Origin of the sequence: Streptomyces sp. F63, assembly GCF_018070345.1 — a bacterium.
Lineage (GTDB): Bacteria > Actinomycetota > Actinomycetes > Streptomycetales > Streptomycetaceae > Streptomyces.
On record NZ_JAGPXX010000004.1, the window covers coordinates 214549 to 239470 of the forward strand.

20 protein-coding genes are annotated in these 24922 nt (G+C 75.2%); 5 read left to right on the forward strand and 15 right to left on the reverse strand.

The features are described from left to right. The first annotated feature begins 36 nt into the window (after nucleotides 1-36). Complete coding sequence (locus KBZ10_RS06945) at nucleotides 37-1290, forward strand: RNA polymerase sigma factor (RefSeq protein ID WP_210986604.1); 1254 nt, start codon at nucleotides 37-39, stop codon at nucleotides 1288-1290. Nucleotides 1291-1356: 66 nt separating this feature from the next. On the opposite strand, the gene lepB is transcribed toward KBZ10_RS06945, so the two are convergent. From lepB to KBZ10_RS06960, 3 genes are all read right to left on the reverse strand, one after another. Next, a complete protein-coding gene (lepB, locus tag KBZ10_RS06950) occupies nucleotides 1357-2025 on the reverse strand; it encodes a signal peptidase I (protein ID WP_210986605.1) in 669 nt (222 codons plus the stop codon). 277 nt (nucleotides 2026-2302) lie between these two features. Next, the gene (locus KBZ10_RS06955; RefSeq protein ID WP_210986606.1) at nucleotides 2303-4558 is read right to left on the reverse strand and encodes a SpoIIE family protein phosphatase; all 2256 of its coding nucleotides are present in this window, start codon (nucleotides 4556-4558) and stop codon (nucleotides 2303-2305) included. Between the two features lie 169 nt (nucleotides 4559-4727). After that, a complete protein-coding gene (locus tag KBZ10_RS06960; RefSeq protein ID WP_210986607.1) occupies nucleotides 4728-6227 on the reverse strand; it encodes a PLP-dependent aminotransferase family protein in 1500 nt (499 codons plus the stop codon). On the opposite strand from KBZ10_RS06960, the gene KBZ10_RS29195 reads away from it, so the two are divergent. After that, nucleotides 6226-7662, forward strand: a complete 1437-nt coding sequence (locus tag KBZ10_RS29195; RefSeq protein ID WP_210986608.1) for a DUF1918 domain-containing protein — start codon at nucleotides 6226-6228, stop codon at nucleotides 7660-7662. The genes KBZ10_RS06960 and KBZ10_RS29195 overlap by 2 nt on opposite strands. Before the next feature lie 152 nt (nucleotides 7663-7814). On the opposite strand, the gene KBZ10_RS06970 is transcribed toward KBZ10_RS29195, so the two are convergent. Beyond that, nucleotides 7815-9065, reverse strand: a complete 1251-nt coding sequence (locus KBZ10_RS06970; RefSeq protein WP_210986708.1) for a glycoside hydrolase family 10 protein — start codon at nucleotides 9063-9065, stop codon at nucleotides 7815-7817. A gap of 187 nt (nucleotides 9066-9252) precedes the next feature. Here KBZ10_RS06970 and KBZ10_RS06975 point away from each other — a divergent pair, with 187 nt between their 5' ends. Next, nucleotides 9253-10113, forward strand: coding sequence for a 3-hydroxybutyryl-CoA dehydrogenase (locus tag KBZ10_RS06975; RefSeq protein WP_210986709.1), 861 nt, complete (start codon nucleotides 9253-9255; stop codon nucleotides 10111-10113). Nucleotides 10114-10733: 620 nt separating this feature from the next. Here the strand turns inward: KBZ10_RS06975 and KBZ10_RS06980 are convergent. Continuing rightward, nucleotides 10734-11267 (reverse strand): NUDIX hydrolase, encoded by a 534-nt coding sequence (locus KBZ10_RS06980; protein WP_210986609.1) that lies wholly within the window; start codon nucleotides 11265-11267, stop codon nucleotides 10734-10736. Between the two features lie 57 nt (nucleotides 11268-11324). Further along, nucleotides 11325-12665, reverse strand: a complete 1341-nt coding sequence (locus KBZ10_RS06985) for a transcriptional regulator (protein ID WP_210986610.1) — start codon at nucleotides 12663-12665, stop codon at nucleotides 11325-11327. A gap of 526 nt (nucleotides 12666-13191) precedes the next feature. Here KBZ10_RS06985 and KBZ10_RS06990 point away from each other — a divergent pair. Further along, nucleotides 13192-13347, forward strand: a complete 156-nt coding sequence (locus KBZ10_RS06990; protein WP_210986611.1) for a hypothetical protein — start codon at nucleotides 13192-13194, stop codon at nucleotides 13345-13347. A 73-nt stretch (nucleotides 13348-13420) separates the two neighbouring features. Here KBZ10_RS06990 and KBZ10_RS30470 read toward each other — a convergent pair whose 3' ends face one another. From KBZ10_RS30470 to infC, 8 genes are all read right to left on the reverse strand, one after another. Then, complete coding sequence (locus KBZ10_RS30470; RefSeq protein WP_374223316.1) at nucleotides 13421-15064, reverse strand: SpoIIE family protein phosphatase; 1644 nt, start codon at nucleotides 15062-15064, stop codon at nucleotides 13421-13423. 637 nt (nucleotides 15065-15701) lie between these two features. Beyond that, nucleotides 15702-18230: a phenylalanine--tRNA ligase subunit beta gene (gene pheT, locus KBZ10_RS07005; protein ID WP_210986612.1), complete on the reverse strand. Its 2529-nt coding sequence runs from the start codon at nucleotides 18228-18230 to the stop codon at nucleotides 15702-15704. Continuing rightward, on the reverse strand, nucleotides 18230-19354 hold the full coding sequence (gene pheS / locus KBZ10_RS07010; RefSeq protein WP_210986613.1) for a phenylalanine--tRNA ligase subunit alpha: 1125 nt from the start codon (nucleotides 19352-19354) through the stop codon (nucleotides 18230-18232). Before pheS ends, pheT begins: the two co-directional genes overlap by 1 nt. Before the next feature lie 125 nt (nucleotides 19355-19479). Continuing rightward, nucleotides 19480-20580 (reverse strand): ATP-binding protein, encoded by a 1101-nt coding sequence (locus tag KBZ10_RS07015; protein ID WP_210986614.1) that lies wholly within the window; start codon nucleotides 20578-20580, stop codon nucleotides 19480-19482. Between the two features lie 66 nt (nucleotides 20581-20646). Continuing rightward, nucleotides 20647-21501 (reverse strand): RNA methyltransferase, encoded by an 855-nt coding sequence (locus KBZ10_RS07020; protein WP_210986615.1) that lies wholly within the window; start codon nucleotides 21499-21501, stop codon nucleotides 20647-20649. Nucleotides 21502-21711: 210 nt separating this feature from the next. Next, nucleotides 21712-22098: a 50S ribosomal protein L20 gene (gene rplT, locus KBZ10_RS07025; RefSeq protein WP_017945472.1), complete on the reverse strand. Its 387-nt coding sequence runs from the start codon at nucleotides 22096-22098 to the stop codon at nucleotides 21712-21714. Nucleotides 22099-22215: 117 nt separating this feature from the next. Continuing rightward, on the reverse strand, nucleotides 22216-22410 hold the full coding sequence (rpmI, locus tag KBZ10_RS07030) for a 50S ribosomal protein L35 (protein ID WP_014175142.1): 195 nt from the start codon (nucleotides 22408-22410) through the stop codon (nucleotides 22216-22218). A gap of 149 nt (nucleotides 22411-22559) precedes the next feature. After that, nucleotides 22560-23207, reverse strand: a complete 648-nt coding sequence (infC, locus tag KBZ10_RS07035) for a translation initiation factor IF-3 (RefSeq protein WP_210986616.1) — start codon at nucleotides 23205-23207, stop codon at nucleotides 22560-22562. Nucleotides 23208-23568: 361 nt separating this feature from the next. Between infC and KBZ10_RS07040 the strand changes: the two genes are divergently transcribed. Beyond that, nucleotides 23569-23961 (forward strand): DUF1844 domain-containing protein, encoded by a 393-nt coding sequence (locus KBZ10_RS07040; protein WP_210986617.1) that lies wholly within the window; start codon nucleotides 23569-23571, stop codon nucleotides 23959-23961. 185 nt (nucleotides 23962-24146) lie between these two features. Here KBZ10_RS07040 and KBZ10_RS07045 read toward each other — a convergent pair whose 3' ends face one another. Further along, nucleotides 24147-24884, reverse strand: coding sequence for an MIP family channel protein (locus KBZ10_RS07045; RefSeq protein ID WP_210986618.1), 738 nt, complete (start codon nucleotides 24882-24884; stop codon nucleotides 24147-24149). Nucleotides 24885-24922 lie beyond the last annotated feature (38 nt).

Genomic DNA, 24922 nt, shown 5'->3' on the forward strand with positions numbered 1-24922 from the left:
CGGCTTGCCCCCGCCGGGCCGCGGCTGCTCTGATGGGTGGCCGTGACGGCAGGGGATGCGGCCGAGACGGTCGAAGCGGTGTTCCGGATCGAGTCCGCGCGGATCACAGCCGCCGTCACCCGCGTGGTGCGGGACGTGGGCATCGCCGAGGAACTCGCGCAGGACGCGCTGGTCGCGGCGCTGGAGCAGTGGCCGGAGTCGGGCATCCCGGACAAGCCGGGCGCCTGGCTCATGGCCACTGCCCGGCACCGCGCCATCGACCTCGTGCGCCGAAGGGAAACCTACGCGCGCAAACTCGCGGAGGTGGGGCGGACCCTGGAGGACGTGCCGCCGCCCGGCCCGGAGAACCTCGGCGACCCGGACACCATCGACGACGACCTGCTGCGCCTCATCTTCACCGCCTGCCATCCCATGCTGTCCCGGGAGGCCCGGGCCGCCCTCACGCTGCGTCTGCTCGGGGGCCTGACGACCGGCGAGATCGCCCGCGCCTTCCTCGTCCCCGAGCCGACGGTCGCCCAGCGCGTGGTGCGCGCCAAACGCACGCTCGCCAAGGCCGGCGTCCCCTTCGAGGTCCCCCGCGGCGCCGACCGGGAGGCCCGTCTCTCCTCGGTGCTGGAGGTCATCTACCTGGTCTTCAACGAGGGGTACGCGGCGACGGCCGGCGACGACCTGTGCCGGCCCGCGCTGTGTGAGGACGCGCTCCGCCTCGCCCGCGTCCTGGCCAACCTGATGCCCGCGGAGCCCGAGGTGCAGGGCCTGCTGGCGCTGCTGGAGTTCCAGGCCTCCCGCATACCGGCCCGCACGGGGCCGGACGGGGAGCCGGTGCTGCTCGCCGACCAGGACCGCTCGCGGTGGAACCGGCTGCTCATCCTCCGCGGCGCCGAGGCCCTGCTCCGCGCGGGCCGCGGCCCGTACGCCGTCCAGGCCGCGATCGCGGCCTGCCACGCGCGGGCGGTCCGCTACGAGGACACCGACTGGGCGGCGATCGCCGCGCTGTACGGGCGGCTGCTGGAGCTGATGCCCTCCCCGGTGGTCGGGCTGAACCGGGCCGTCGCCGTCTCGATGGCGGAGGGCCCGGCGGCCGGGCTGCGCCTCGTCGACGCCCTGACAGCCGAACCCGCCCTCAGGGACTACCACTTGCTGCCGAGCGTCCGCGGGGATCTGCTGCAGCGCCTGGGCCGGGACGAGGAGGCCCGAGCGGAGTTCGGGCGCGCGGCTTCCCTGACCCGCAACGCCCGGGAGCGGGACCTGCTGCTGGCGCGCGCCGCGCGCCCCGCGCAGGACGGCTGAACCGGCGGAACGGCGGCGGGGACCGCCGCGTGCGCCGGGCTCCCCGCACCCACCGGCCTCCCCGGCTCACCGCTGCCGCGGCACCATCCTGGCGCGGCGCCGCACGATCCACGCGGCCATGCCGAGGACCAGACCGGTGGACGTCAGCAGAGCGCCGAGGATCGCGACGGCGCCCGGCAACAGCAGCGCCGACGGGCCGTCGTCCAGGACCCGGCCGCGCACCGTGCTCGCCGCGACCGTGCCCTGCCGGCCGTCGTCGAGGTGGTAGCGGGAGTCCGCCGCGTTGGCGCGGTAGTCGCCGAGCACGAACAGCCGGCCCTCGGGGACCTTCACGTCGTAGGTCTTGCCCGGCGCGCCGACGGGGTCGTCCTCCAGGACGTACGGCTCCGCGAGCGGCTCGCCGTTGACCGAGACCTGGCCCCCCTCGCAGCAGGACACCCGGTCGCCGCCGGTGCCGATGACCCGTTCCATCACCAGCTGCCCGCCGGGGGCCCACTTCTTGTCCTGGAAGAGGACGACGTCGCCGGCGCGCACCCCGGACCCGTCGGTGCGCTCCGCCACGATGAGGTCGCCGCGCCGGTGGGTCGGCGCCATGTGGTCGCTGGAGATGATGGTGGTGATGTAGTCGGCGCGGAGCCAGGCCACCCCCGCCGCCAAGGTGCCCAGGCCGGCCACGATCAGGGCCAGAGCGGCGATCGCCAGTCTCCGGCCGGGTCTTCCGTCCGCGTCGCGCACAGTGCTGTTCTCCGTTGTGTCGTGTGCCGTGTGCCGTGTACGGGCCGCCGCGCAGCTGCCGCCGTGTACATGCCGTGTGCCGTGTGCCGTGTGCCGTGTGCCGTGTGCCGTGTGCCGATGAGACTAGGCACCGGCTCCGGCGGGCCTTCCGGCGGGTCCGCCGCCCGGTCGCCGCTCCCCTTTCCGCTTCGGTCCCGGGCCGGTCCCGGGCCGGTCCCGGGCCGGTCCCGGGCCGGTCCCGGGCCGGTCCCGGGCCGGTCCCGGGCCGGTCCGCGGGTCAGTCCCTGCGGCGGACGAGGAGGACGGCGATGTCGTCCTGGGCGGTGCGGCCCGCGGACGGGGCAGTTATCCGGTCGGCCAGGGCGTCCAGACCGGACCGGCCCCGGGCCGCGGCCGGAGCACCCCGCGGGGAGCCGCCGTTCCGCGCGGCGCGGACGCCCCGCGCGGCCCCGCCGCCGGCCGGGCCGCCGTCCTGCCAGCTGGACAGGGCGCGCACCAGTTCGGCCACTCCCTCGTCGTAGCTGTGCTCCCGGCTCTCCACGAGACCGTCGGTGTACAGCAGCAGGGTCGCGCCCGGCGCCAGGTGGTCGGTCACCACGGGGTATTCGTCGTCCAGCTGGCAGGCCAGCGGCAGGCCACCCGGGCAGTCGAGCTCCCGCACCGTGCCGTCCGCCTCCAGCAGCAGGGGGTACGGGTGCCCGGCGCGCGCCATCCGCAGGGTTCCGGTGGCCGGGTCGAGCTCCACGATGCAGCAGGTCGCGAAGAGGTCGGTGTCCAGTCCGCAGAGCATGCGGTTGCCGCAGGCCATCAGGTCGGCCGGGCCGTGGCCGTCGTCGGCGTAGGCGAGCAGCGCCGTGCGGAGCTGGCCCATCACGGCGGCGGCCTGCGCGCTGTGGCCCTGGACGTCACCGATCATCAGCCCGACCTTGCCGCCGGGGAGCCGGACGACGTCGTACCAGTCGCCGCCGACGTCCAGCCCCTCGGAGCCGGGCCGGTAGCGGACGGCCACCTCCACGCCCGGCAGCCGCGGGAGACCGCGGGGCAGCATCACCCGCTGGAGTTCCGTCATCGCCTGCCGGCGCTGGTCGTACAGGCGGGCGCGGGCCAGGGACTGCGCCAGGATGCCGGCGATGGCGGTGGTCACGATCTGGTCGTCGGCCGTGAAGACCCGGGGCTCGGCGTAGGAGAGGATGCAGCTGCCGACCGTGCCGTCGGCGGTGGTGAGGGGCAGCAGCGCCCAGGCGTGGTGGCGGGGGGCGGGGCGGAAGCTCTCGTCCGGGAACGCCGCCCGGAAGTCCTCCCGCGTCTCGAAGAAGAGGGGGGTCCCGGCGCGCAGGGCGGCGGACATCGGGCTGTCGGGCTGCCCCATGCTGCTCTCGCGCAGCCGCCGCAGCACGTCGTCCGGGTAGCCCGCGGCCCCGGCCAGCACCACGTCGCCGGCCCGGACGAGGTGGATGGCCAGCGCGTTCGCGTCGAGAGCGGGCAGCACCGTGCCGGTCATGGTGTCCACCACGTCCTGGGTGGAGAGCGCCGTGCCGAAGGCGGCCGTCAGGGTGAGGACGAACTCGCGGCGCGCGTGGCGCCGTTCCTCGTGCTCCCGCTCCTCGGTGCGGTCCTGGGCGACCCCCACCATGCCCTGCGGCTTGCCCTCCGGGTCCCGGACGACGCTCGCCTTGGCGTCGATCCAGCGGACCGCCCCGTCCGGCCGGACGATCCGGTAGAGAGCGGAGTAGAAGCCGGTCCGCATGCTGGTGCGGGCCGCGGCGTGGACGGCGGCCCGGTCCTCGGGGTGGATGTGGGCGTAGAAGGTGTCGATCCGCTCGTCGAAGGCGTCGGGCTCCACGCCGAAGAGCCGGCACGTCCGTTCGTCCCACACCAGCCGGCCGGAGGCGAAGTCCCAGTCGAAGGCGCCGATGTCCGCGCTGGCCATGGCCAGCTCCAGGCGCGCGGCCCGGGTGCGGCTCTCCACCAGCCGCACGGCCTGGTCGAGACGGGGGACGCCCGCCGTGAGCACCTTGCTCTCCCGGGAGAGGAGGTACTCCAGGCGCTGCGCGGCGACGGCGGCGATGAGGCTGAGGGTGCGTTCCTCGCTCTGCGAGAGCGGTTCGCCGCGATCGAGCTGAAGGGAGAGGACGGCCAGGCACCGGTCCTCGATCATCAGCGGCACCGAGGCATAGGCGCTGGGGCTCGGGAAACGGGCCGCGTCGGCGCCCAGCCCGCTGTACTCGCGGGTGGGCCGCCACACCAGACGGCATTCCCGGGCGGCCTCGGCGACCGGCAGATCGGCCTCGGGGTCGACGGAGCCGTACCGCTCCACGATGTACTCGCCGTATCCGGTGGTGGTGGCCAGCCGCAGCCGCCCGTCGTCCTGCCGGATGTAGACGGCGCCGGCCCGTGAGCCGACGGCGGCGAGGGCGGCCTCCTTGGCCAGGGTGAGCAGGCCGGACGCGCTGGTGCGGCTCAGCAGGCCGATCACCACGTCGGCCCAGGAGGGGTCGACCGGTGAGGGCACCAGTTCCGGCTCCACCGTCACATGCGCCCCCTTGCCTTCCGTCGCACCCCGGTCCCTGAGCCCATGGTCCGCCACAATGGCCGGAACCGCATCAAGGACGGCCCCGGTTTTCGCGGGCGGGTGGCCGGCGCGCCGGTCCGGCACCCCGTGGCCGCCGGATCCGCGCCGGAGCGGGGGTCCGGGCGGCGGGTCAGCCGGAGAGCGCGGCGGCGGCAGGGGCATCGGCACCGCCCGCCGCCCGCACGCTCGCGAAGGCCGCACGCAGCCGTCGCGCCCCCTCGGCGATCTCGCCGGTGCCCGCCACCGCGGCGTAGGCGACCCGGAGGTGCGCCGCGGGCGGTTCGGCGGCGAAGTACGGCCGCCCCGGGGCCACGGCGACACCGGCCCGGAACGCCTCCGCGGCCACCGTCTCGTCGTCCAGGCCCGGCTCCAGCCGCAGCCAGAGATGGCCGCCTCCCGAGGGGAGGAGCACCGGCCGGGCCTCCGGCAGCTCCCGGGCCAGAGCGGTGGCGAGCGCCTCCCGCCGGCTCCGGAGCGCTGCCGCGATACCGCGGAGGTGGCGGCGCCAGGCGGGCGATCCGACGAGTTCCAGCGCCGCCTCCTGGAGCGGGCGCGGCACGAAGAAGCTGTCGACGACCTGGATGGCGCGCAGCCGCCGCATCACCGGGCCCCGGGCCGCCAGGGCGGCCACCCGCAGGCTGGGCGAGGCGGTCTTGGTGAGGGAGCGGATGTGGACGACGACGCCGTCCGGGTCGTCGGCGGCCAGCGGCGGCGGCAGCGGACCGGCGTCCTCGTGGGCGAGCCCGCGGGCGTAGTCGTCCTCGACGACGAACGCCCCGGCCTCCCGGGCCGCCCGCAGCACCCCGGCACGGCGGTCGGGGGCGAGCACCGCGCCGGTCGGATTCTGGAAGAGCGGCTGGCAGACGAAGACCCGGGCGCCGGTGGCCCGGAAGGCATCGGTCAGCAGTTCCGTACGGACGCCGCCGGTGTCGGCCGGCACCGGGACGGGCCGCAGCCCCGCCGCCCGGGCGACCGCCAGCAGCCCCGGGTAGGTGGGCGACTCCACGAGGACGGCGGCGCCGGGGGGCGCGAGCGCGCGGAGCGCGGTGGTCAGGGCGCTCTGCCCGCCCGCGGTGATCAGGACGTCGGACGGGGCGAGCGCCCCGCCGGGCCCGCCGATGTCCCGGGCGAACCACGCGCGCAGCTCGGGCAGCCCCTCCATCGGCGGCCGCCCCCAGGCACCGGGGCGCCGGCCGGCGCGGGAGAGGGCGGCGGCGAGCGCGCGTTCGGGCTGGAGCGAGGGGTGCGGATAGCCGCCGTTGAACTCGACGACGCCGGACGGGGGCGCGGCCAGGGTGGCCAGCAGCCCGGAGGCGTCCACCGCGCGCGGCAGCGGCTCGCCGGGGGCGGTGCCGGCCGGTTCGGCGCTCAGGGCGACCTCCTGCCAGGAGGTGTCGGCGGGCCGGGACGCGGGAGGGGTGGGCCGGGCCCGGAAGGCGCCGGCACCGGGACGGGTGACGACCAGTCCCTCGGCGGCGAGCGCGGACAGGGCCCGCGACACCGTCACCGGACTCACCCGGTAGCGCTCGACCAGGGCCCGGCTGGACGGCAGTTTCTCTCCGGGCGAGTAGCGCTGAATCTCGGATCGGAGCGTATCCGCGAGTTCGCCGACACTGCTACGCTCATACATGAGAGACAACGATAGCGCTACTGACGGCCAGGGGATAGCGCTGCGGCCCGGTCCCCCCTCCGGACCCGCCTCCGGACCCCCCTCCGGACCCGCCTCCCGCGACCGCACCCCGGACAGCGGCGGGAGCACCGGCCCGCCACCGCGCTCCCGCCCGGTGACGAGCCCCGCGCCGGGCCCCGCGGACGGCCCCGGCCGCAGGGACGGATCCGGAGTCGGCGCCGGCGCCGGGCACCGGGCCGGACGTCCCTCCTCCGCTCACGCCGGGACCGCCCTCGCCGCGCTCGGCGTCGCCGCCTTCTCGTTCACCTTTCCGGCCACCCTCTGGGCCCTGGAGGGCATGGGCCCGTGGACCGTCACCGCCGCCCGCGCCCTCCTCGCGGCCCTGACCGCGGGCGGCTGCCTGCTGGCCCTGCGCGTCCCCGTGCCCGAACGCCGCCACTGGCCGGGGCTGCTCACCGTCGCCGCCGGAGTCGTCATCGGCTTCCCCCTGCTCACCACACTGGCGCTGCGGACGTCGACGGCCTCGCACGCCGCCGTGGTCATCGGTCTGCTGCCGCTCACCACCGCCGTGTTCGCGGCCGTACGAACCCGGACCCGGCACTCCCCGGCCTTCTGGGGCGCGGCACTGGCCGGGGCGACGGCCGTCACCGCCTTCGCCCTGACCCGCGGCGGCGGCGGGCCCGGCTCCGGGGACCTCCTGCTCGGCGCCTCCCTGCTGGTGTGCGCCGCCGGCTACACGGAGGGCGGGCGGCTGGCGCGGCTGATGCCCGGCTGGCAGGTGATCGCCTGGGCGCTCGTCGCCTGCCTGCCCCTCGCCCTGCCGGGGCTCGCGGCCGCGCTGGCACGGGAGCCCTTCGCGCCGGCCGGGCCCGCGATCGGCGGCCTCCTCTGGCTCGCCTGCTCCCAGTTCCTGGGGATGGTCGTCTGGTATCGCGCGATGGCGGCCATCGGCGTCGCCCGCGCCGGGCAGCTCCAGCTCGCGCAGCCGCTGCTGACCCTCCTGTGGGCGGTGCTGTTCCTCGGCGAGGAGCCGGAGCCCGCGGCGCCGCTCACCGCGACCGCCGTCCTCGCCTGCATCGCCGTCACCCAGCGGGCGGGACGGCGGGCGGGCCGGCGGGGGTCCGCGGGGAGCCTGTCCGTGCAGGGGCCATCGGCCCCGTCCGGTCCTAGACTCGAAGACGACCCGCGGACACCGCGGCGCCATCGCCCTCGCGAACCGGGAGGACCCGAGATGGAAGCCAAAGTGGGCGACACGCTGGTGATGCACGGCAGAAGCGTCGGCCAGCACGACAGGACCGCACAGATCATCGAAGTCCTGGGAACGCACGGCGAACCCCCGTACCGGGTGCGGTTCGACGACGGGCACGAGGCACTGATGTCGCCCGGCCCGGACAGCGTCGTCCAGCACGAACGGCGCGGCACCGAACCCGCCTGATGCGGTGACCGGGACCGCCCCGCGCCGGTCCGGCGCGGCGGCTGCGTGCCGGCGCCGGTGCCCCGGCTACGCGGACGGCTCACCCGCCGGGCCGCGTACCGGGGCACGGCCGTGCCCCCGCCCTCCGCCCGGACGGGGCGCGTTTACGAGGCTCAGCGCCACAGCGGCTCCGCCGCCGGATAGTGGTCGTCGACGACCCGGTCCATCGCGCCGATGCGGTCGGCCGCGACCTCCCGGGCGGAGAGGAACACATGCCCGGCCACCTCCGGAATGTCCCGGGCGAAGGCCAGATGCCGGGAGAGCTCCGCCGGATCCTGCCACGCCGCGGGCTGCGCCGGGTCCCCGGCCTTGTAGAGCGCCTCGCCGACGTGCAGCGCGACGCCCGTCCCCCGGACCGTCTCCGCCCACCACCGCACCAGCGTGGCGTAGTCGGCCGCCTCGAAGCCCAGATGCCAGTACACCTGGGGGACGACGTGGTCGATCCAGCGTTCCCGGACCCACCTGCGGGTGTCGGCGTACAGGTCGTCGTAGGTCTGCACCCCGGCGTTCGTGTCGGAGCCGGCCGGGTCCGAGGAGCGGTTGCGCCAGACTCCGAACGGACTGATGCCGAACCGCGTCCCCGGCCGGAGCCGCTCGATCCGGGCCGCCGTCTCCCGCACCAGCCGGTCGGTGTTGTCCCGCCGCCAGGCCGCCCGGTCGGGGAAGCCGCCGCCGTGCGCCGCGTAGGCGGCGTCGTCGTCGAAGTGCTCCCCGGCGACCGGATACGGATAGAAGTAGTCGTCCCAGTGCACGGCGTCGACGGCGTAGCGCCGCACGGCGTCCAGCATCGCGTCCTGCACGAAGCGGCGCACTTCCGGCAGCCCCGGGTTGTAGTACAGCTTGCCGCCGTAGGGCACCACCCACCCCGGGTTCCGGCGGGCCGGATGGCTCTCCGCCAGCCGCTCCGGCTCGGCGTGGTTGGCGATCCGGTACGGGTTGAACCAGGCGTGCAGCGCCAGCCCCCGGCGGTGGGCCTCGCGCACCGCGAAGGCCAGCGGGTCCCAGCCCGGGTCCCGGCCCTGCACACCGGTGAGATACTCCGACCACGGCTCGTACCGGGACGGCCACAGCGCGTCGGCGGTCGGCCGGACCTGCAGGATGACGGTGTTGAGCCGCCGCCGCACGGCCAGGTCGAGCACCGCGGCCAGCTCGGCCCGCTGCTCGGCGGCCGGCAGCCCCGGCCGCGACGGCCAGTCCCGGTTGGACACGGACGCCACCCACATCCCCCTGGTCTCCGGCACGGCCCGGCCCCCGCTTCCCCCGGCGCCCTCCGCGCGCCACCGGGCCTCCGTGCCCAGGGCGTCACCCGACACCAGCAGGGACAGGCTGCCCGCCGCCACGGCGGCGAAGCGCCGCCGGCTCATCCGTTCCCGGCCTCGCACCTGTGCGTGTCCTCTCTCCGGCTCCGCCCCGGTGTCAGCACGGGGTCCGGGGCCAGCATTCCGCCCCGGCGCCCACGCCACACCGGGACGGCGGGTAACGTCTGGGCCGGGCCCGCCGCCGGAGACCCCGGAGGCCGGCCGTCCGATGAAGATCAGCGAAAGGCACGATGTGACCGACATCGAACGCGTCGGAGTGGTGGGCTGCGGGCAGATGGGCGCGGGGATCGCGGAGGTCTGCGCCCGCGCCGGCCTGGACGTCATGGTCGCCGAGACCACCGGGGAAGCCCTGGAACTGGGCCGCACCCGGCTCACCACCTCCCTGGACCGGGCCGCCGGCCGCGGCAAGATCACCCAGGAGGAGCGGGACGCCACGCTGGACCGGCTGAGCTTCACCACCGACCTCGGCGCATTCGCCGACCGCGACCTCGTCGTCGAGGCCGTCGTGGAGAACGAGCAGGTCAAGACCGAGATCTTCCAGGTCCTCGACCAGGTCGTGACCCGGCCGGACGCGATCCTCGCCTCCAACACCTCCTCCATCCCCCTGGTCAAACTGGCCGTCGCCACCTCCCGCCCCGACCAGGTCATCGGCATCCACTTCTTCAACCCGGCCCCGGTGCAGCGCCTCGTCGAGCTGATCCCCGCGCTGACCACCGGCGACGAGACGATCAAGCGCACCGAGGAGATCGTCACCGCCGTCCTCGGCAAGCACGCCATCCGCGCCCAGGACCGCTCCGGCTTCGTCGTCAACGCCCTGCTGATCCCGTATCTGCTCTCCGCGATCCGGATGTTCGAGTCGGGCATCGCCAGCCGCGAGGACATCGACAACGGCATGGAAATGGGCTGCGCCCACCCCATGGGCCCGCTGAAACTGGCCGACCTCATCGGCCTGGACACCGTCGCCTCGGTCGCGTACTCGATGTACGAGGAGTACAAGGAGCCGCTCTACGCCGCTCCCCCGCTGCTCCAGCGCATGGTCGACGCCGGCCGCCTCGGCCGCAAGACGGCCTCCGGGTTCTACGACTACGCGTGAGCGGGGCAGCAGGACCCGCCCGCCGGGGAAGGCGCCGCCCCGGGGCCCCCGCGCCCGGCCCCGCCGCGCACGCGCGGGGACCGCGGCCCAGGGCACCGGGGCGGAGACCCGCCGCGGCCACGCACCACCCGCCCCGGCCGGCCGCCCCGCACCCCGGACAGCCCGCCGCCCCGCTCGCCGGGACGGGCGAACGGGGCGGCGGCGGGACGCGGGAACAGGGGGGAAGCCCCGCGTCCCGGTAACCGGGTGGCTCCGGACACACCCCCGACTCCATCACGGTGCACGCCGCGCCGGGGAGCGTGTGCGCGGGCGCGGTGAGGGTGCGCGCTTCACACGGGGTGTGCGCCCCCGCACCACGGTCCACAGCCGCCCGGACCGGCCCCTCCCGCACCGGCGGACCCGCGGTGCACACCCGGCGCACGGACGCTCCCCCTGCGCGGCTGCCCCGGCGGTCCCGGGGGCCCTCCGGCCGCACGCCGTCCTCCGGCCCCCGTTCCGGCCGTCCGCCGGCCCGCCCGTCCGCCAGTCCGGCCGCCAGTCCGTCCGCACGCCTCCGTATCCCGGGAGGACGGTGCCGAGGGCCACTACCGGCACCACCGGGCCGGCCGCGCGGACGGAGCTCACCCACCGCACCGGAGGTGATGGAGCATCAGCAGAGCCGCCGCCATGTTCGCCGCGGGCACCTCGCCGCGCGCCACCATGTCCGGCACCAGCTTCAGCGGCACCCACTCCCTCCGGTCCGACTCGAAGGCGTCGGCCGGCTGCCCGACGTACTCGGCCTCGTCCGTCCAGTAGATGTGATGCCGGGCGTCCGTCAGCCCGTTGGACGGCTCCACCGACAGCAGATGCCGCAGCCGGCCGGGCCGCCACCCCGTCTCCTCCTCCATCTCCCGGGCCGCCGCGAGCGCGCAGTCCTCACGGTCCTCGACGACACCGGCCGCCAGCTCCCAGCCGTACGTCCCGGTGATGAAACGGTGCCGCCACAGCAGCAGCACCTCATTGGCCTCATTGACGACGGTGGCGGCGGCGACCGGCCGGAGCCGGATCACGTAATGGTCGAGACGGCGCCCGTCGGGGAGTTCGACATCGGCGAGGTTCACCCGGAACCAGCGGTTCTCGTACACGGTGCGTTCGCCGGCGTTCTTCCATCGCACGAATCCGCCACCTTCCGCCCCCGTCCAGCCGACACAGCGGACCCCTCCCCCGGGGCCTCAGAGCGGTACGCGCAGAGTCCGGTCGATCAGTTCGGCGGCCTCGGCGCTCGCGGCACACCTGCTCGCCACGAGGTCTTCCCGTACGGCGCGGAGCCGGTCCCGGAGCCGCCGCGACTCCATGCCCCGCACCCGCTCGGTCATTTCCACCACCGTGGCCGCGGCCCGATCGGCGTCACCCCGGCACAGCTCGATCTGCGTGAACAGCGCCAGCCGGTGCACCCGCCCGCGGTCGTGCGCGGGACTGCCGACCGCCGCCACCGCGTGCTCGTACGCGGCCCCCAGGTCACCGAGGCTCAGCAGCGCCTCGGCCACCTGCACATTGACCAGCCCCGGCTGCACATAGCCGGTCTCGGCCGGTTCCTGCCCCCGCCGGATGCTCTCCGCCGCCCGCTCCGCCCGCCGGATGCAGGCCAGGGCCGACCGCCCGTCCCCCAGCTTCGCGTACGCCTTGGCCTGCATCGCGTACAGGTCCGCGGAGAGCGCCGGCGTGATGTGCGGCCCCGCCGCGCGCAGCGCCGTCTCGGCGAAGGCCACCGCCTGCCGGAACTCCCCCGTGTGCAGGGACTGGTTGACGAGCAGCGCGATCGTGTAGGCACCCAGCCCCCGGTCACCGCTGGCCTTGGCCAGCCGCAGCGCCTGGTGGAAGTAGCGCTGCGCCAGCCCGTACGCGTCCGAGTCGTACGCGCAGATACCCGCCACGGCCACCAGCCCGCCGACGGCACGGTGCAGCAGCCGGCCGGTGGCGTCGGTGTAGCCGCCGCGCAGCAGCGGCGCCGTCTCGGCGTTGAGGAAGCCCACGATCCGGGATCTCGTCGCCACCCCGCCCGCCCTGCGGTACATCTGCTCGTAGTGGGCGCGGGCGGTGCGCAGCATCTCGATGTCCGCGAGCCCCACCCGCACCGGCCCGTGGCGTGAGACGTCCGCGTCCTCGGGCGGGTTCTCCCACTCCCAGACGGGCATCACGGCGGGGGTCCCGGTCACCGCCGGGGCGCCCACCACATGCGGGCGCTGCTGCTCGTCGGACCGCCACAGGGCCGTGGCCCGGTCGACGAAGCCGGCGAGCGGCGTGCCGTGCGGCGCGTGGCCGGCACCGGGCGGGCCGAAGCCGATGTCGTCGAGGGTGAGCGCACGCCGCACCCGCTCGCCCAGCACCTCGCAGATGAGGTCCGGCACCTGGCCGCGCGGGCGCTGGCCCTTCAGCCAGCGGGCGACGGCGGTGTGCTCGTAACGCAGCGTCAGGCCCCGGGCCCGCCCGGCCTCGTTGACGTGCGCGGCCAGCCCGGCATGCGAAATGCCCGCCTCGCCGAGGACGGCGTCGAGCAGGGTGTTGGGCTCCATCGCCCCTCCCGGTGCGCTCGGGGTGAACACAGCGTAGAGGAGCGGCGACAGGGCCGGGCGGGAACCGGCCACCTCCGGTACGGGCGCCGGGCCGGGCTCCCGTACCGGAGGTCCCCGGCGGTCCCCGCCGGTCCCCGGCGGTCCCCGCCGGTCCCCGCCGGTACCCGGCCGGGGCGGAACGGCGGGGGCGGGGCGGGCGGTCCCCCGCGCACACGATCCTGCACGGACAGCCCGGGAACCGGTTCGGGACGGGGCCGGGTGCCGGCCCCCGCGGCCGCGGTCGGGCCCCGGCCCCGGTCCGCGCCGCAGTCGAACAGTTCGACTGCCCCATGTGTGAGGTGCCGGCCGGAAGCACCGGCCGCGCCCGCGGCGGCAAGGTCGCCCTCAAGTACCACACCCGCGCTTCACGCCCGTCCCCCGGCTCCGCGCCGAGCTGGAGGCGAAGAACGCCGCCGACCGCGGCCCCGGCCGCGCGGGGGAGACGGGGCCGGGGATCGACGGACGCCCCGAGGTCGTCGACGACGACATGGCCGCCTACGCCCGCAGCCTGCGAGCCAACGGCGTCCCCGTCCCCGAGACCGCCCGCAGACTCGTCATCGCCCCGGGCGAGAACCCGGGCAAGCGCCCCTCGGTCGCCACCGTCTACCGCATCCTCGCCGAGGACACCGGCAGCGCCGAGTGATCCCGGCGCCCGTCAAAGCTTCAAGAGCAACTCCTGGCCCCTTCGGCCCGTATCCCGGCGATACCCCCACTCGTCAGCCGGCCGGGGACGGAGGGGAGACGGTGCCGCCGGTCGTCGCCGGTGCGGTCCGGCCGGCCGGGACGTGCGGCATGCCGGGCCGTACCGCGAGCAGCGCCACATCGTCCGCCAGCCGGCCGCCGGTGTGCCCCAGCAGCGCCGTCTGCACGCGGTCGACGAGTTCTTCCGGTGTGCCGACCGCACCGGTCGTCACGGCGGCCTCCAGGGCGCCCGCCAGCGGGAAGAAACGCCCCGCGGCGTCGCGGGCCTCCTCCGTCCCGTCGGTGTGCAGCAGCAGCAGCTCCTCCGTCCCGAGCGGTGGCAGCAGGCGCACCGGGAGCCGCTCGGGCAACGGGAAGGCGCCGAGCGGCGGCAGGGGGTCGGCGTCGCTGAGCGGCTGCACCCGGGACTCACCCGGCCGGGACGCGAAGCCCTCCGGCCGGGACGCAGAAGGGCCGGGCCGGGACGCATCCGCGTCCGCGTCCGCGCCCCCGGGTTCCCCGGCGGCCGCCACGGGTGCGGATGTCCCCGCGCGGAACGGGCCTCCGGGCTTCCGGGCGGACGCCGGGCCGTCCGGGGACCCCGGTTCCGGCCCGGCGTCCGGGCCCGCGCGCTTCCCCGTGGGCAGCGGGCGGCCGGGATCCCCGTCGGGCACCGGGGAGCGGGCCCCTTCCGCGGGGGCAGCGGTTGCGGCTCGCTCCGTCCCGGTGGGAGCCATGGGCTTGTTACTGCACCCCGTTTCGGCTCCTTCGGGGCACGCATCCGGCTCGGGACCCTCGCCGGTCCCGTTGTCCCCCTCCCCCGCGGCACCGGGTCCGTCACCGCACGCGGCCGCCGTCCGCAACCGGTAGGGCCAGGGATGGCCGCAGTTGAGGACCGACAGTTCCTCGCCCGGACGCAGTTCCAGCAGCAGGACAGTGACGAACTCCTCGGCGAACGGGTCCCGCCCGGGCGGTTCCCGGCCCTCCTCGCCCGGCCCCTCCCCCAGATGCCGGCCCAGGGCGCGCTCCAGCCGGCGCAGCACTCCGGCCAGATCCCGCTCCTCGTGGGCCGCCTCCCGGAAGCAGCCGAGGACGGCGGCGACGGTGCCGATCGCGGCCAGGCCGTGGCCGCGGACATCGCCCACGACGATCCGCAGGCCGTACGGGGTGTCCAGTGCCTCGTACAGATCACCGCCGACCGAGGCGCCGCGGGTCGCGGAGAGATGCCGCACCGCGGTGGTGAAACCCCCGACCGCGGCGGGCAGCGGGCGGAGCAGCACCTGCTGGGCGGCGACGGCGACCGCGCGGGTGCGCTCCAGCTCCCGGAGCAGCCGCTGCCCGCGGCCCGTCGACAGGCAGGCGGCCACGAGCGCCGTGACGACGGCGCAGGAGACGCCGGTACGGAGACCCGCCGCCGGACCGCCGCCCGGAATGCCGAGCAGCAGGAGAACGAGCAGGGCCCCGGCCCCGCTGACGAGGACGCAGCACCGGCGGCCGCTGCCCGCACAGGCGAGAGCGGGCGCCGCCGCGAGCAGCGGTGTCAGGTCCGGGCCGGCCGGCCGCAGCAGTTCCCATCCGGCGACGGCCAGGATCCACAGGACGGGCAGGGCTATGAGCGATCCGCGCAGCAGCGCACGGGAGCCGCTGCCGGGGACGCGCGTGGTCCGGAGACGGTTCATGCCGGCGAACTCCCCCTCGGTGGTCCGTCCGCCGGCCCGGCCGGTCGGAGTCGCCGGGCCGGCGCGCTGCGCCGTGCCCGGGTCTCCTGCGGGCACCCCCCGGGCGGTCTCCCGGCGGACGGGCTCCGGTTGGTCTGCGGGGCCCACGGCGAAACGCGTCGAGTCTTTCGGCTCCGGGCGGCGATACGCACTCCGTTGGGCCGACTTCACCCGATCGTGCGAGCTGTTCGTTTCCCGGACGCGAAGGGATGCCGGGCAGCCCCGGCGCGACCACCGGACTCCCGAGTGCCACCCCTGCGACGACGCTGACCAGGGATTCCTTGGCGGTCCGGGCGGTTCTCCCGACCATCGGCGCCCGGGAACCGGGCCCACGGCACCGCCATGACTGTGCTCGGGCAACGGGTGAGAACCCACGGCGAGTTGACGTTCACCGCGCCGGGGCGCACGCCTCGGCGCGGGCCCGCACCCCCACGGCGCCGTACGCCGCGGCCGCCCCGGGCCCGGACCCGGACCCGGGCCACGCCCCGGCCCGGCACGCTCCGCACCCCCGGTCCGCGCACGGGCGAGGGGGCGCCCCGGAGCCGTGAGCTCCGGAGCGCCCCCTCGGTGACGCCGTCGGGCGTACGGGCGCGGGCGGTCAGGCGCCGCGCAGCACCGCCCCCGTGCGGTCGGCGGCCGCCGCCACCGCCGCGTCGCGCGCCGCGGAGATCTCCTCGGCGGTCAGCGTGCGGTCCGGCGCCCGGAAGCGCAGCGTGTACGCGAGGGACTTCCGGCCCTCGCCGAGCTGCTCGCCGGTGAACACGTCGAACAGCCGCAGCGACTCCAGGAGTTCCCCGGCCCCGGCGCCCAGTGCGGCGGCGACGTCGGCCGCGGCCACGGAACCGTCCACGACCAGGGCGACGTCCTGCGTGGCCACCGGGAACGTGGAGATCCGGGGGGCCCGGAGCGTGCCCGTGCCGGCCCGCTCCAGGAGGTCGAGGTCGATCTCCATCGCGCAGGTGCGCTCGGGCAGCCCGAGCGCCTTCACGGCCCGGGGGTGCAGTTCGCCGGCGTGCCCGACGACCCGCTCCTCCCCGTCGACGGACGCGAGCAGCGCCGCGCAGCGGCCCGGGTGCCAGGGGGCGTGCCGGTCCTGGCGGACCGTCAGCCCGACGCCGGCCTCGCGGGCGACCGTGCGGCCGGCCTCGACGGCGTCCGCCCAGTTCGCTGCGGAGCCCTTGCCCCACCAGCCGTCCGGGCGGCGGGCCCCGGAGAGCACCACCGCGGCGCGGCGCGGCTGGTCCGGCAGCGCGGCGGCGAGCCCGGCGAGCTCCTCCTCGGTGGGGCGGCGGTCGACGGGCAGCCGTGGGCCGGGCTTCTCCGCCCCGGTCGGCCGGAAGACCAGCCCGGTCTCGAAGAGTGCCAGGTCGTGCTCGCCGCGCCCGTCGTTGCGGCGCAGCGCGGCCAGCAGGCCCGGCAGCAGGGTGGTGCGCAGCGCGGGTTCGGTGTCGGCGAGCGGATTGGCCAGCCGCACCACGGTGCGGCGCGGGTCGTCCGCGTCCAGCCCCAGCTGGTCGAAGACGCTCTCCCCGAGGAACGGGTAGCTGAGCGCCTCGGTGCAGCCGGCGCCGGCGAGGGCGCGGCCCACCCGGCGGTGCAGCCGCTGCCGCTCGGTCAGGCCCCGGCCGGCGGGCGGCCTCGGCAGGGTGGAGGGCAGGTTCTCGTAACCCTCCAGCCGGATGACCTCCTCGGCGAGGTCGTTGGGGTCGGTGAGGTCGGGCCGCCAGCTGGGCGCGGTGACGGTGAGTTCGTCCTGCCCGTAGACGTCGCAGCCGATCTCCTGGAGGCGGCGGACGACGGTCTCGCGGCCGTAGGCGACACCCGCGACGCGGTCGGGATGGTCCGCGGCGATCTTGATGGTGTGCGGACCGGAGGGCGTGACGACCTCGGTGACCCCGGCCTCGGCGGAGCCGCCGGCGAGCAGCACCAGCAGGTCGACGGCGCGCTGGGCGGCGGCCGAGGCGGCCTCGGGGTCGACGCCGCGCTCGAAGCGCCTGGACGCCTCGGAGGACAGCCTGTGCCGGCGGGCGGTCCGGGCGACCGTCACCGGGTCGAAGTGGGCGGCCTCGATGACGACGTCGGTGGTGCCGCCGGTGACCGTGCCGGTCTCCGGGTCGGTCACCGCGTCGCCGATCTCGGTGTTGGCGCCGCCCATGACACCGGCGAGCCCGATGGGTCCGCGGCGGTCGGTGATGACCAGGTCCTCGGGGTCGAGGACGCGCTGGACGCCGTCGAGGGTGGTGAGCTTCTCGCCGGGCCCGGCGCGGCGGACACCGATGGGTCCGTCGAGCCGGGCGCGGTCGTAGGCGTGCAGCGGCTGGCCGAGTTCGAGCATCACGTAGTTGGTGATGTCCACGGCCAGGGAGATGGGCCGCATCCCGGCCTTCTGCAGCCGCCGCTGGAGCCAGACCGGTGAGTGCGCCTCGGGGTCGAGGCCGGTGACCGTGCGGGCGGTGAAGCGGTCGCAGGCACGCGGGTCGGCGACCTCGACGGGGTGGCCGTGCTCGTTGGGCGCGGGCACGTCGAGCAGCGCCGGGTCGCGCAGCGGTACGCCGTAGGCGGTGGCCGCCTCGCGGGCGATGCCGCGCATCGAGAGGCAGTAGCCGCGGTCGGGGGTGACGGCGATGTCCAGGACCTCGTCGGCGAGTTCGAGCAGCTCGATCGCGTCGGTGCCCGGCTCGTGGCCCGGCGGGAGGACGATGATGCCCTCGTGGTCCTCGGACATGCCCAGTTCGGCGGCCGAGCAGATCATGCCCTCGGACGTCTTGCCGTAGGTCTTCCGCGCCGAGATGGCGAAGTCGCCCGGGAGCACGGCGCCGGGCAGGACCACGACGACCTTGTCGCCCACGGCGAAGTTCCGCGCGCCGCAGACGATGTTCTGCGGTTCGCCGGTGCCGTTGGCGGCGCCGACGTTCACCTGGCAGTAGCGGATGGGCTTCCGGAAGCCGGTGAGCTCCTCGATGGCCAGCACCTCGCCGACCACCAGGGGGCCCTTGAGGCCGGTGCCGAGCTGTTCGACGGTCTCGACCTCCAGGCCGGCGGCGATGAGCCGGGCCTGGACGTCACGACCGGTCTGTCCGGTGGGGAGGTCGACATACTCCCGCAGCCAGCTGAGCGGGACCCGCATCAGATCTCCATCCCGAAGGGCCGGGTGAAGCGCACGTCACCCTCGACCATGTCTCGCATGTCCTCGACGTTGTGGCGGAACATCAGCATCCGCTCGATGCCGAACCCGAAGGCGAATCCGCTGTACTTCTCCGGGTCGACGCCGCAGGCGGTGAGCACCCGCGGGTTGACCATGCCGCAGCCGCCCAGCTCGATCCAGCCCTCGCTGCCGCAGGTGCGGCAGGGGCGGTCCGGGTCGCCGACGGAGGCGCCGCGGCAGACGTAGCACTCCATGTCCATCTCGGCGGAGGGCTCGGTGAAGGGGAAGTAGTTCGGCCGCAGCCGGGTCGTCATGCCCTCGCCGAAGAGGGACTGGACCATGTGGTCCAGGGTGCCCTTGAGGTCCGCCATGGTCAGGCCCTCGTCGACGGCGAGCAGCTCGACCTGGTGGAAGACCGGGGTGTGGGTGGCGTCCAGCTCGTCGGTGCGGTAGACGCGGCCGGGGCAGATGACGTAGACCGGCGGCTCGCGGTCCAGCATCGAGCGGATCTGCACCGGGGAGGTGTGGGTGCGCAGCACGACGCCGGACTGGTCGCGGTCCGTGGCGGCGGACTCGACGAAGAAGGTGTCCTGCATGGTGCGGGCCGGGTGGTCCGGGGCGATGTTGAGGGCGTCGAAGTTCAGCCACTCCGACTCGACCTCGGGGCCCTCGGCCACCTCGTAACCCATGGCGACGAAGATGTCCTCGATGCGCTCCATGAGCGTGGTCAGCGGGTGCCGGGCGCCGGCCGGCTCGCGGTCGTAGGGCAGCGTGACGTCCACCGCCTCCTCGACCAGCACGCGCTCGTCGCGCTCCGCCTCCAGCTCCGCCTGGCGGGCCGCCAGCGCACGCTTCACCTCGCCGCGGGCGCCGCCGACGCGCTTGCCGGCGTCGGCCTTGGCGTGCGGCGGGAGGGCGCCGATCTCGCGGTTGGCGAGGGCGAGCGGCGAGCGGTCACCGGCGTGGGCCACCTTCGCCTCGTGCAGGGCCGCGAGATCCCCGGCGGCGGCGATGGCGGCGAGCGCCTCGTCCCGCATCCGGGCGATCTGTTCCGGTTTCAGTGCCTCGACCTCGACAGGGTCGTACGACTTATTGGGTGCCGACATCTCTTCCCGTGTTTCCGATTGGCTGACTGCGCGGCCCGTGCTCGGTGGCTGCCGGCTGCCGGAGCAGCCCGGAGTGCCACCGCCCGAGTCTACGGGGCGCGGGGGACGGGAGAGCCCGCGGCCGCTCAGACCAGGAAGGACGGAGCGGCGACGGGCAGCGTGAACCGGAAGCGGGCGCCGCCGCCGGGGGCGCGGCCGACCTCGATCGTCCCGCCGTGGGCCTCCACGATCCCCTTGACGATGTACAGGCCCAGGCCGGTGCCGCCGCGCTTGCTGCCCCGCCAGAAGCGGGTGAAGACGCGGCTCATCGACTCCTCCGGGATCCCGGGGCCCTCATCGCTCACGGTGACGGATGTCCCCTCGTTCGGCGGATGGGCGGCTGACACCTCGATGGTGACGGTTCCCTCGCCGTGGCGCACGGCATTTTCCAGCAGGTTGCCGAGGACCTGGTCCACCTTGTCCGGATCCGCCCAGAGCGCGGGCAGCGGCCCCGCGACGCGGACGGCGAAGCGGTCCTCCGGCTCCCCGGCGCCGACGTGCGCCGCGACGTGGCGCCGGACGGCGGCGGCCATGTCCACCGGCTGCCGGTGTATCTCCAGCCGGCCGGAGTCGATCCGGGAGATGTCGAGCAGTTCGGCGATGAGCCGGGTGACGCGGTCGGCGTCGGCGTCGACGGTCTCCAGCATCAGCCGCTTCTGGTCGTCCGTGAACCGCTCCCACTTGGCGAGGAGGGTGGCGGTGAACCCCTTCACGGAGGTGAGCGGCGAGCGCAGTTCGTGGGCGACGGTGGCGATCAGCTCGGCGTGGCTCCGCTCGGTGCGGCGGCGGGCCTCGGTGCCGCGCAGGGAGATCACGAGCCGGTGCACCGGGCCCAGCCGGCGGCGGCGTATGTAGCGGGCGGAGACCAGCACCTCGCGGCCGCCGGGGAGTAAGAGATTCCGCTCGGGCTGGCCGGCCCGCGTGGCCAGCCCGCCGTACGGGTCGGTGCACGCCCACCAGCGGCGGCCCTCCAGGTCCTCCAGCGGGAGGGCGCGCTCCAGCGGGAGCCCCAGCACCTGGGAGGGCCGGAGCGCGGTGATCCGCTGCGCGGCCGCGTTGAAGCAGATGACGCGGCCGTTCTCGTCGGCGACGACCAGGCCGTCCGGCAGGTCGTCCGGATCGACGCCGAGGGCGGACGGCCCGGGGCTCCAGTCGGCCGCCGAGACCGGCGGCCCGGTGTCCGGCACCGGCCGCCCCGAAGTCCTGACGTCCCTCACCGCACCCCCTGAAGTCGGCCCCGGGCCGCAACCCTACTAGCTGAAAGTGACGGAGCGGCACCCTCCGGATGCACGCTGCGCACGGGCCGAGGCATAGAGGCATACGGCCGCCGCGGTCGCGAGGTTCAGACTCTCGGCCTTTCCGTGGATCGGGACCCGTACCACCGCGTCGGCGAGGGCGCGGGTCTCCTCGGGCAGGCCCCAGGCCTCGTTGCCGAAGACCCAGGCGGTGGGGGTGCCCATCGTGCCGGCGTCGAGCTCGCCGTCGAGGTCCCGTTCCCCGGCGCCGTCGGCGGCCAGGACACGCAGCCCGGCCTCCCGCAGCCCGCTCACCACCCGCTCGACGGGCACCCCCACGGCGACGGGCAGGTGGAAGACGCTGCCGACCGAGGCCCGTACCGCCTTGGGGTTGTAGAGGTCGACGGAGGCGTCGGTGAGCACCACGGCGTCGGCGCCCGCGGCGTCGGCGCAGCGCAGCACGGTGCCGGCGTTGCCGGGATCGCGGACGTTCGCCAGCACGGCGACCAGCCGGGGCCGGGCGGCGGTGATCTCCCCGAAGGGCGAGTCGAGGAAGCGGCAGACACCGACCAGCCCCTGCGGGGTGACCGTCTGCGAGACCTCGCCCAGCACCTCGGCGGAGGCCGTGTGCACCCGGGCCCCGGCGGCGCGGGCGGCGGCGACGAGATCCGGGTACCGTTCGGCGGCCTCGGCGGTGGCGAACAGCTCGGTGAGGGTGGCTTCGCCGCCGGTGCGGTGGGCGACCGCCTCCCGTACGGCCTGCGGGCCCTCGGCGATGAACCGGCGCTCCTTGCTCCGGACGTTTCGCCGGGCCAGCCGGCGGGCGGCGGCGACGCGGGGGGAGCGCGGGGAGATCAGCTCGGGGGTGCCCATGGGCGGCGGCTCGCTTCGTTCTCGGTGCGGTGCGTGCGCGACGCATGCGGTGGGGTCGGGGGGTGCGGCGTGCGGCGGGCAGGGGACGGCGGGCGCCGGGACGGCGGCGCGGCCGGGGACCGTCCGCCGTCAGGCGTCCGCCGTCAGCAGAACGGACCCGCAGGCAGGGCCTGCGGGTCCGCTGAAGCCTCTCGGCCGGGCGCCTGCGGATCAGGCGGCGGCCTTCGGGGCGTTGACGTCGCTCGGCAGCGCCTTCTGGGCCACCTCGACCAGCGCGGCGAAGGCGTTGGCGTCGTTCACCGCGAGCTCGGCCAGGATCTTGCGGTCCACCTCGACGTTGGCGGCCTTCAGACCCTGGATGAAGCGGTTGTAGGTGATGCCGTTGGCGCGGGCCGCGGCGTTGATCCGCTGGATCCACAGCTGCCGGAAGTCGCCCTTGCGCTTCTTGCGGTCGTTGTAGTTGTAGACCAGGGAGTGGGTGACCTGCTCCTTGGCCTTGCGGTACAGGCGGGACCGCTGGCCCCGGTAACCGCTGGCCTGCTCGAGGATCGCCCGGCGCTTCTTGTGGGCGTTGACTGCCCGCTTGACGCGTGCCACTTGTTTAACTCCTTGTACGGGGCCGCGGGATGGTCACGCGGCCCGGATCGACGGGGTCCCGGTGGTGCGGCGCACCGCCCCGGTCCGCGTCCTTCCGGACGCCCGGGGCGGTCTGCGTCACTTGCCGAGAAGCTTCTTGATCTTCTTGGCGTCGGCCGGGGCCATCTCGGTCTTGCCGGCAAGACGGCGCGTCAGAGTGGACGGCTTGTGCTCGAGAAGGTGGCGGCGACCGGCGCGCTGGCGCATCACCTTGCCGGAGCCGGTGAGCTTGAAGCGCTTGCTGGCACCACTGTGCGTCTTGTTCTTCGGCATGTCGCCGTTCTCTCCTCGTCGGTGGCGCCTCCCCGGTCCGGGGACCGGCCTGCGGAAGCGTCAGTTGGTTCGGTTGGTGTCCGGGGCGGCCGCCCCGGACGGGTTTCCCGCGCGGGCCCACCGGGCCCGCGACCGCGGGACTCCCGGGATCACGACGCCTCGGCGGGCTCCTCGGCGGGCTGCTGCTCACCGGCGGCGGCTCCCTGGCTCTCCGCCTTGCGGGCCGCCTTCAGCTCGCGGGCCTCGGCCATCGCCTCGGTCTTCTTCTTGTGCGGACCGAGAACCATGATCATGTTCCGGCCGTCCTGCTTGGGGTTGGACTCCACGAAGCCCAGGTCCTGGACGTCCTCCGCGAGCCGCTGGAGCAGCCGGTAGCCCAGCTCGGGGCGGGACTGCTCACGGCCGCGGAACATGATCGTGATCTTGACCTTGTCGCCCTGCTTGAGGAACCGGACGACGTGACCCTTTTTGGTGTCGTAGTCGTGCGGGTCGATCTTCGGCCGGAGCTTCATCTCCTTGATGACCGTGTGCGCCTGGTTCTTGCGCGCCTCACGGGCCTTCATGGCCGACTCGTACTTGAACTTCCCGTAGTCCATGAGCTTGCACACGGGGGGGCGGGCGTTCGCCGCCACCTCGACCAGGTCGAGGTCATACTCCTGTGCGAGCTCCAGTGCCTTGGCAAGCGGCACGATGCCGACCTGCTCGCCACTGGGACCGACGAGTCGTACCTCGGGGACTCGGATCCGGTCGTTGATGCGGGGCTCGGCGCTGATGGGGCCTCCTCGGTTAGCACCCACGCGGCCGCCTGGCGGACAGCCGCGTAACGTCTGTTCTGACGACCACCGCGCGGCACGCAAAAACGCCCCGGACGGGACACAGGCGGAGCTCCGCGGAAACCGGGAGCACCACCACGGTTCACCGCGGGGCGCATCGACGGCGCCAGCCGTCCGCGAAAGCGGGCCGGAGGCACTGCCTGACCGGTGACCCGCCGGCCGTGAAGCCGGTCAGGTGGGAGAACGGAGCCTCCACTTGCGGGTCGGCCACATGAGTGTCCGACCGGTCGTAAACCCAATATACCAGCGCCCGGGCCGCTCGTCGCACGGGCGCCGGCGGGCCCTAGGCTGAGGGCGTCCCCTCCACCGAAAGTGAAGTTGAGCCATGAGCGACACCTCTCCGCAGCAGCCCGCCGCATCCGGCCCCGGCCCCGACGGACCCGGCCCCGACTTCGACAGCATGACGCGGGACATCGCGGAGGTGCCCGCGGTGGAGGTGATCACGACGGTGGCGGTGCACCTGATGAGCGCGGCGGCGGTCAACCTCGGCCTCGCCGAGGAGGGCCCGGAGCACAAGGACCTGGACGAGGCGCGAAAGCTGATCACCGCGCTGGCCGGGCTGGTCACCGCGAGCGCCACCGAGGTCGGCTCATACCACGCCTCGCCGCTCCGGGACGGGCTCAAGTCGCTCCAGCTCGCCTTCCGCGAGGCCTCCGTGGTGCCGGACGAGCCGGGTCAGGGCCCCGGCGAGAAGTTCACCGGGCCCGTCTTCGGCTGAGACCGGGCCGCCCGGTGGGGGCGGGGAAGGCGGGTGCGGATCCGGATCACCGCGTCCGGCCCCGGGGCGGCCGGACCGGAGCGCCGGAGCCCGCCACCCCCGTCCGGGCGGTTGCGCCGGACGGCGACGGGCTCCCGCTTCCGCCGCGCCGCCCGGCTCCCGGTGGCGCGGCGGTCCCGGGGGCATCACCCCGGGCCGTGCCCGGCGTCGGCGGCCGCGGCCTCGTCGGCGATCTGCCGCGGCTCGCCGGCCGGGTGCGTCACCCCGTGCACGACCGCGGCCAGCGCCCCGCCGGCCAGGGGCGCCAGGATGAACAGCCAGAGCTGCGCCAGGGCGTCCGGGCCGGCGAAGATCGCCGGCCCGATGGACCGGGCGGGGTTCACGGAGGTGCCGGTGAGCGGGATGCCGACCAGATGGACCGCGGCCAGCGCCAGGCCCATCGCCAGGCCGTCGAAACCCACCACCGCCACCCGGTGGGTGACGTCCAGGATCACGTAGACCAGCAGGAAGGTCAGAACGGTCTCGGCGACCAGCGCGCCGAAGGTGTTGACGCCGACCGGCGAGCGGTAGCCGTAGCCGTTGCTGCCGAAGGCGCCGCTCGTCTCCAGGCCCGGCACCTGCTTGGCCAGGATGAACAGCAGCAGCGCTCCGGTGATGCCGCCCAGCACCTGCGCCACCCAGTACTCGACGGCCGCCCGCAGGGACATCCGCCCGGCCATGAGCATGCCCAGGGTGACCGCCGGATTGATGTGGCAGCCGGATACGGGCCCCAGCGCGTAGGCCAGGGCCAGAAGAGTGAAGCCGAAGGCCAGAGCGATGCCGACCGTGCCGATGTACTCCGCGCCGAGCACGGCCGAGCCCACCGCGAAGAACACCAGCAGCAGCGTGCCGAGGAACTCGGATACGGCCTTGCGCGTATCCATGACGCCCTCCTCACAGAGATCGTTACGACTCTCCGCAT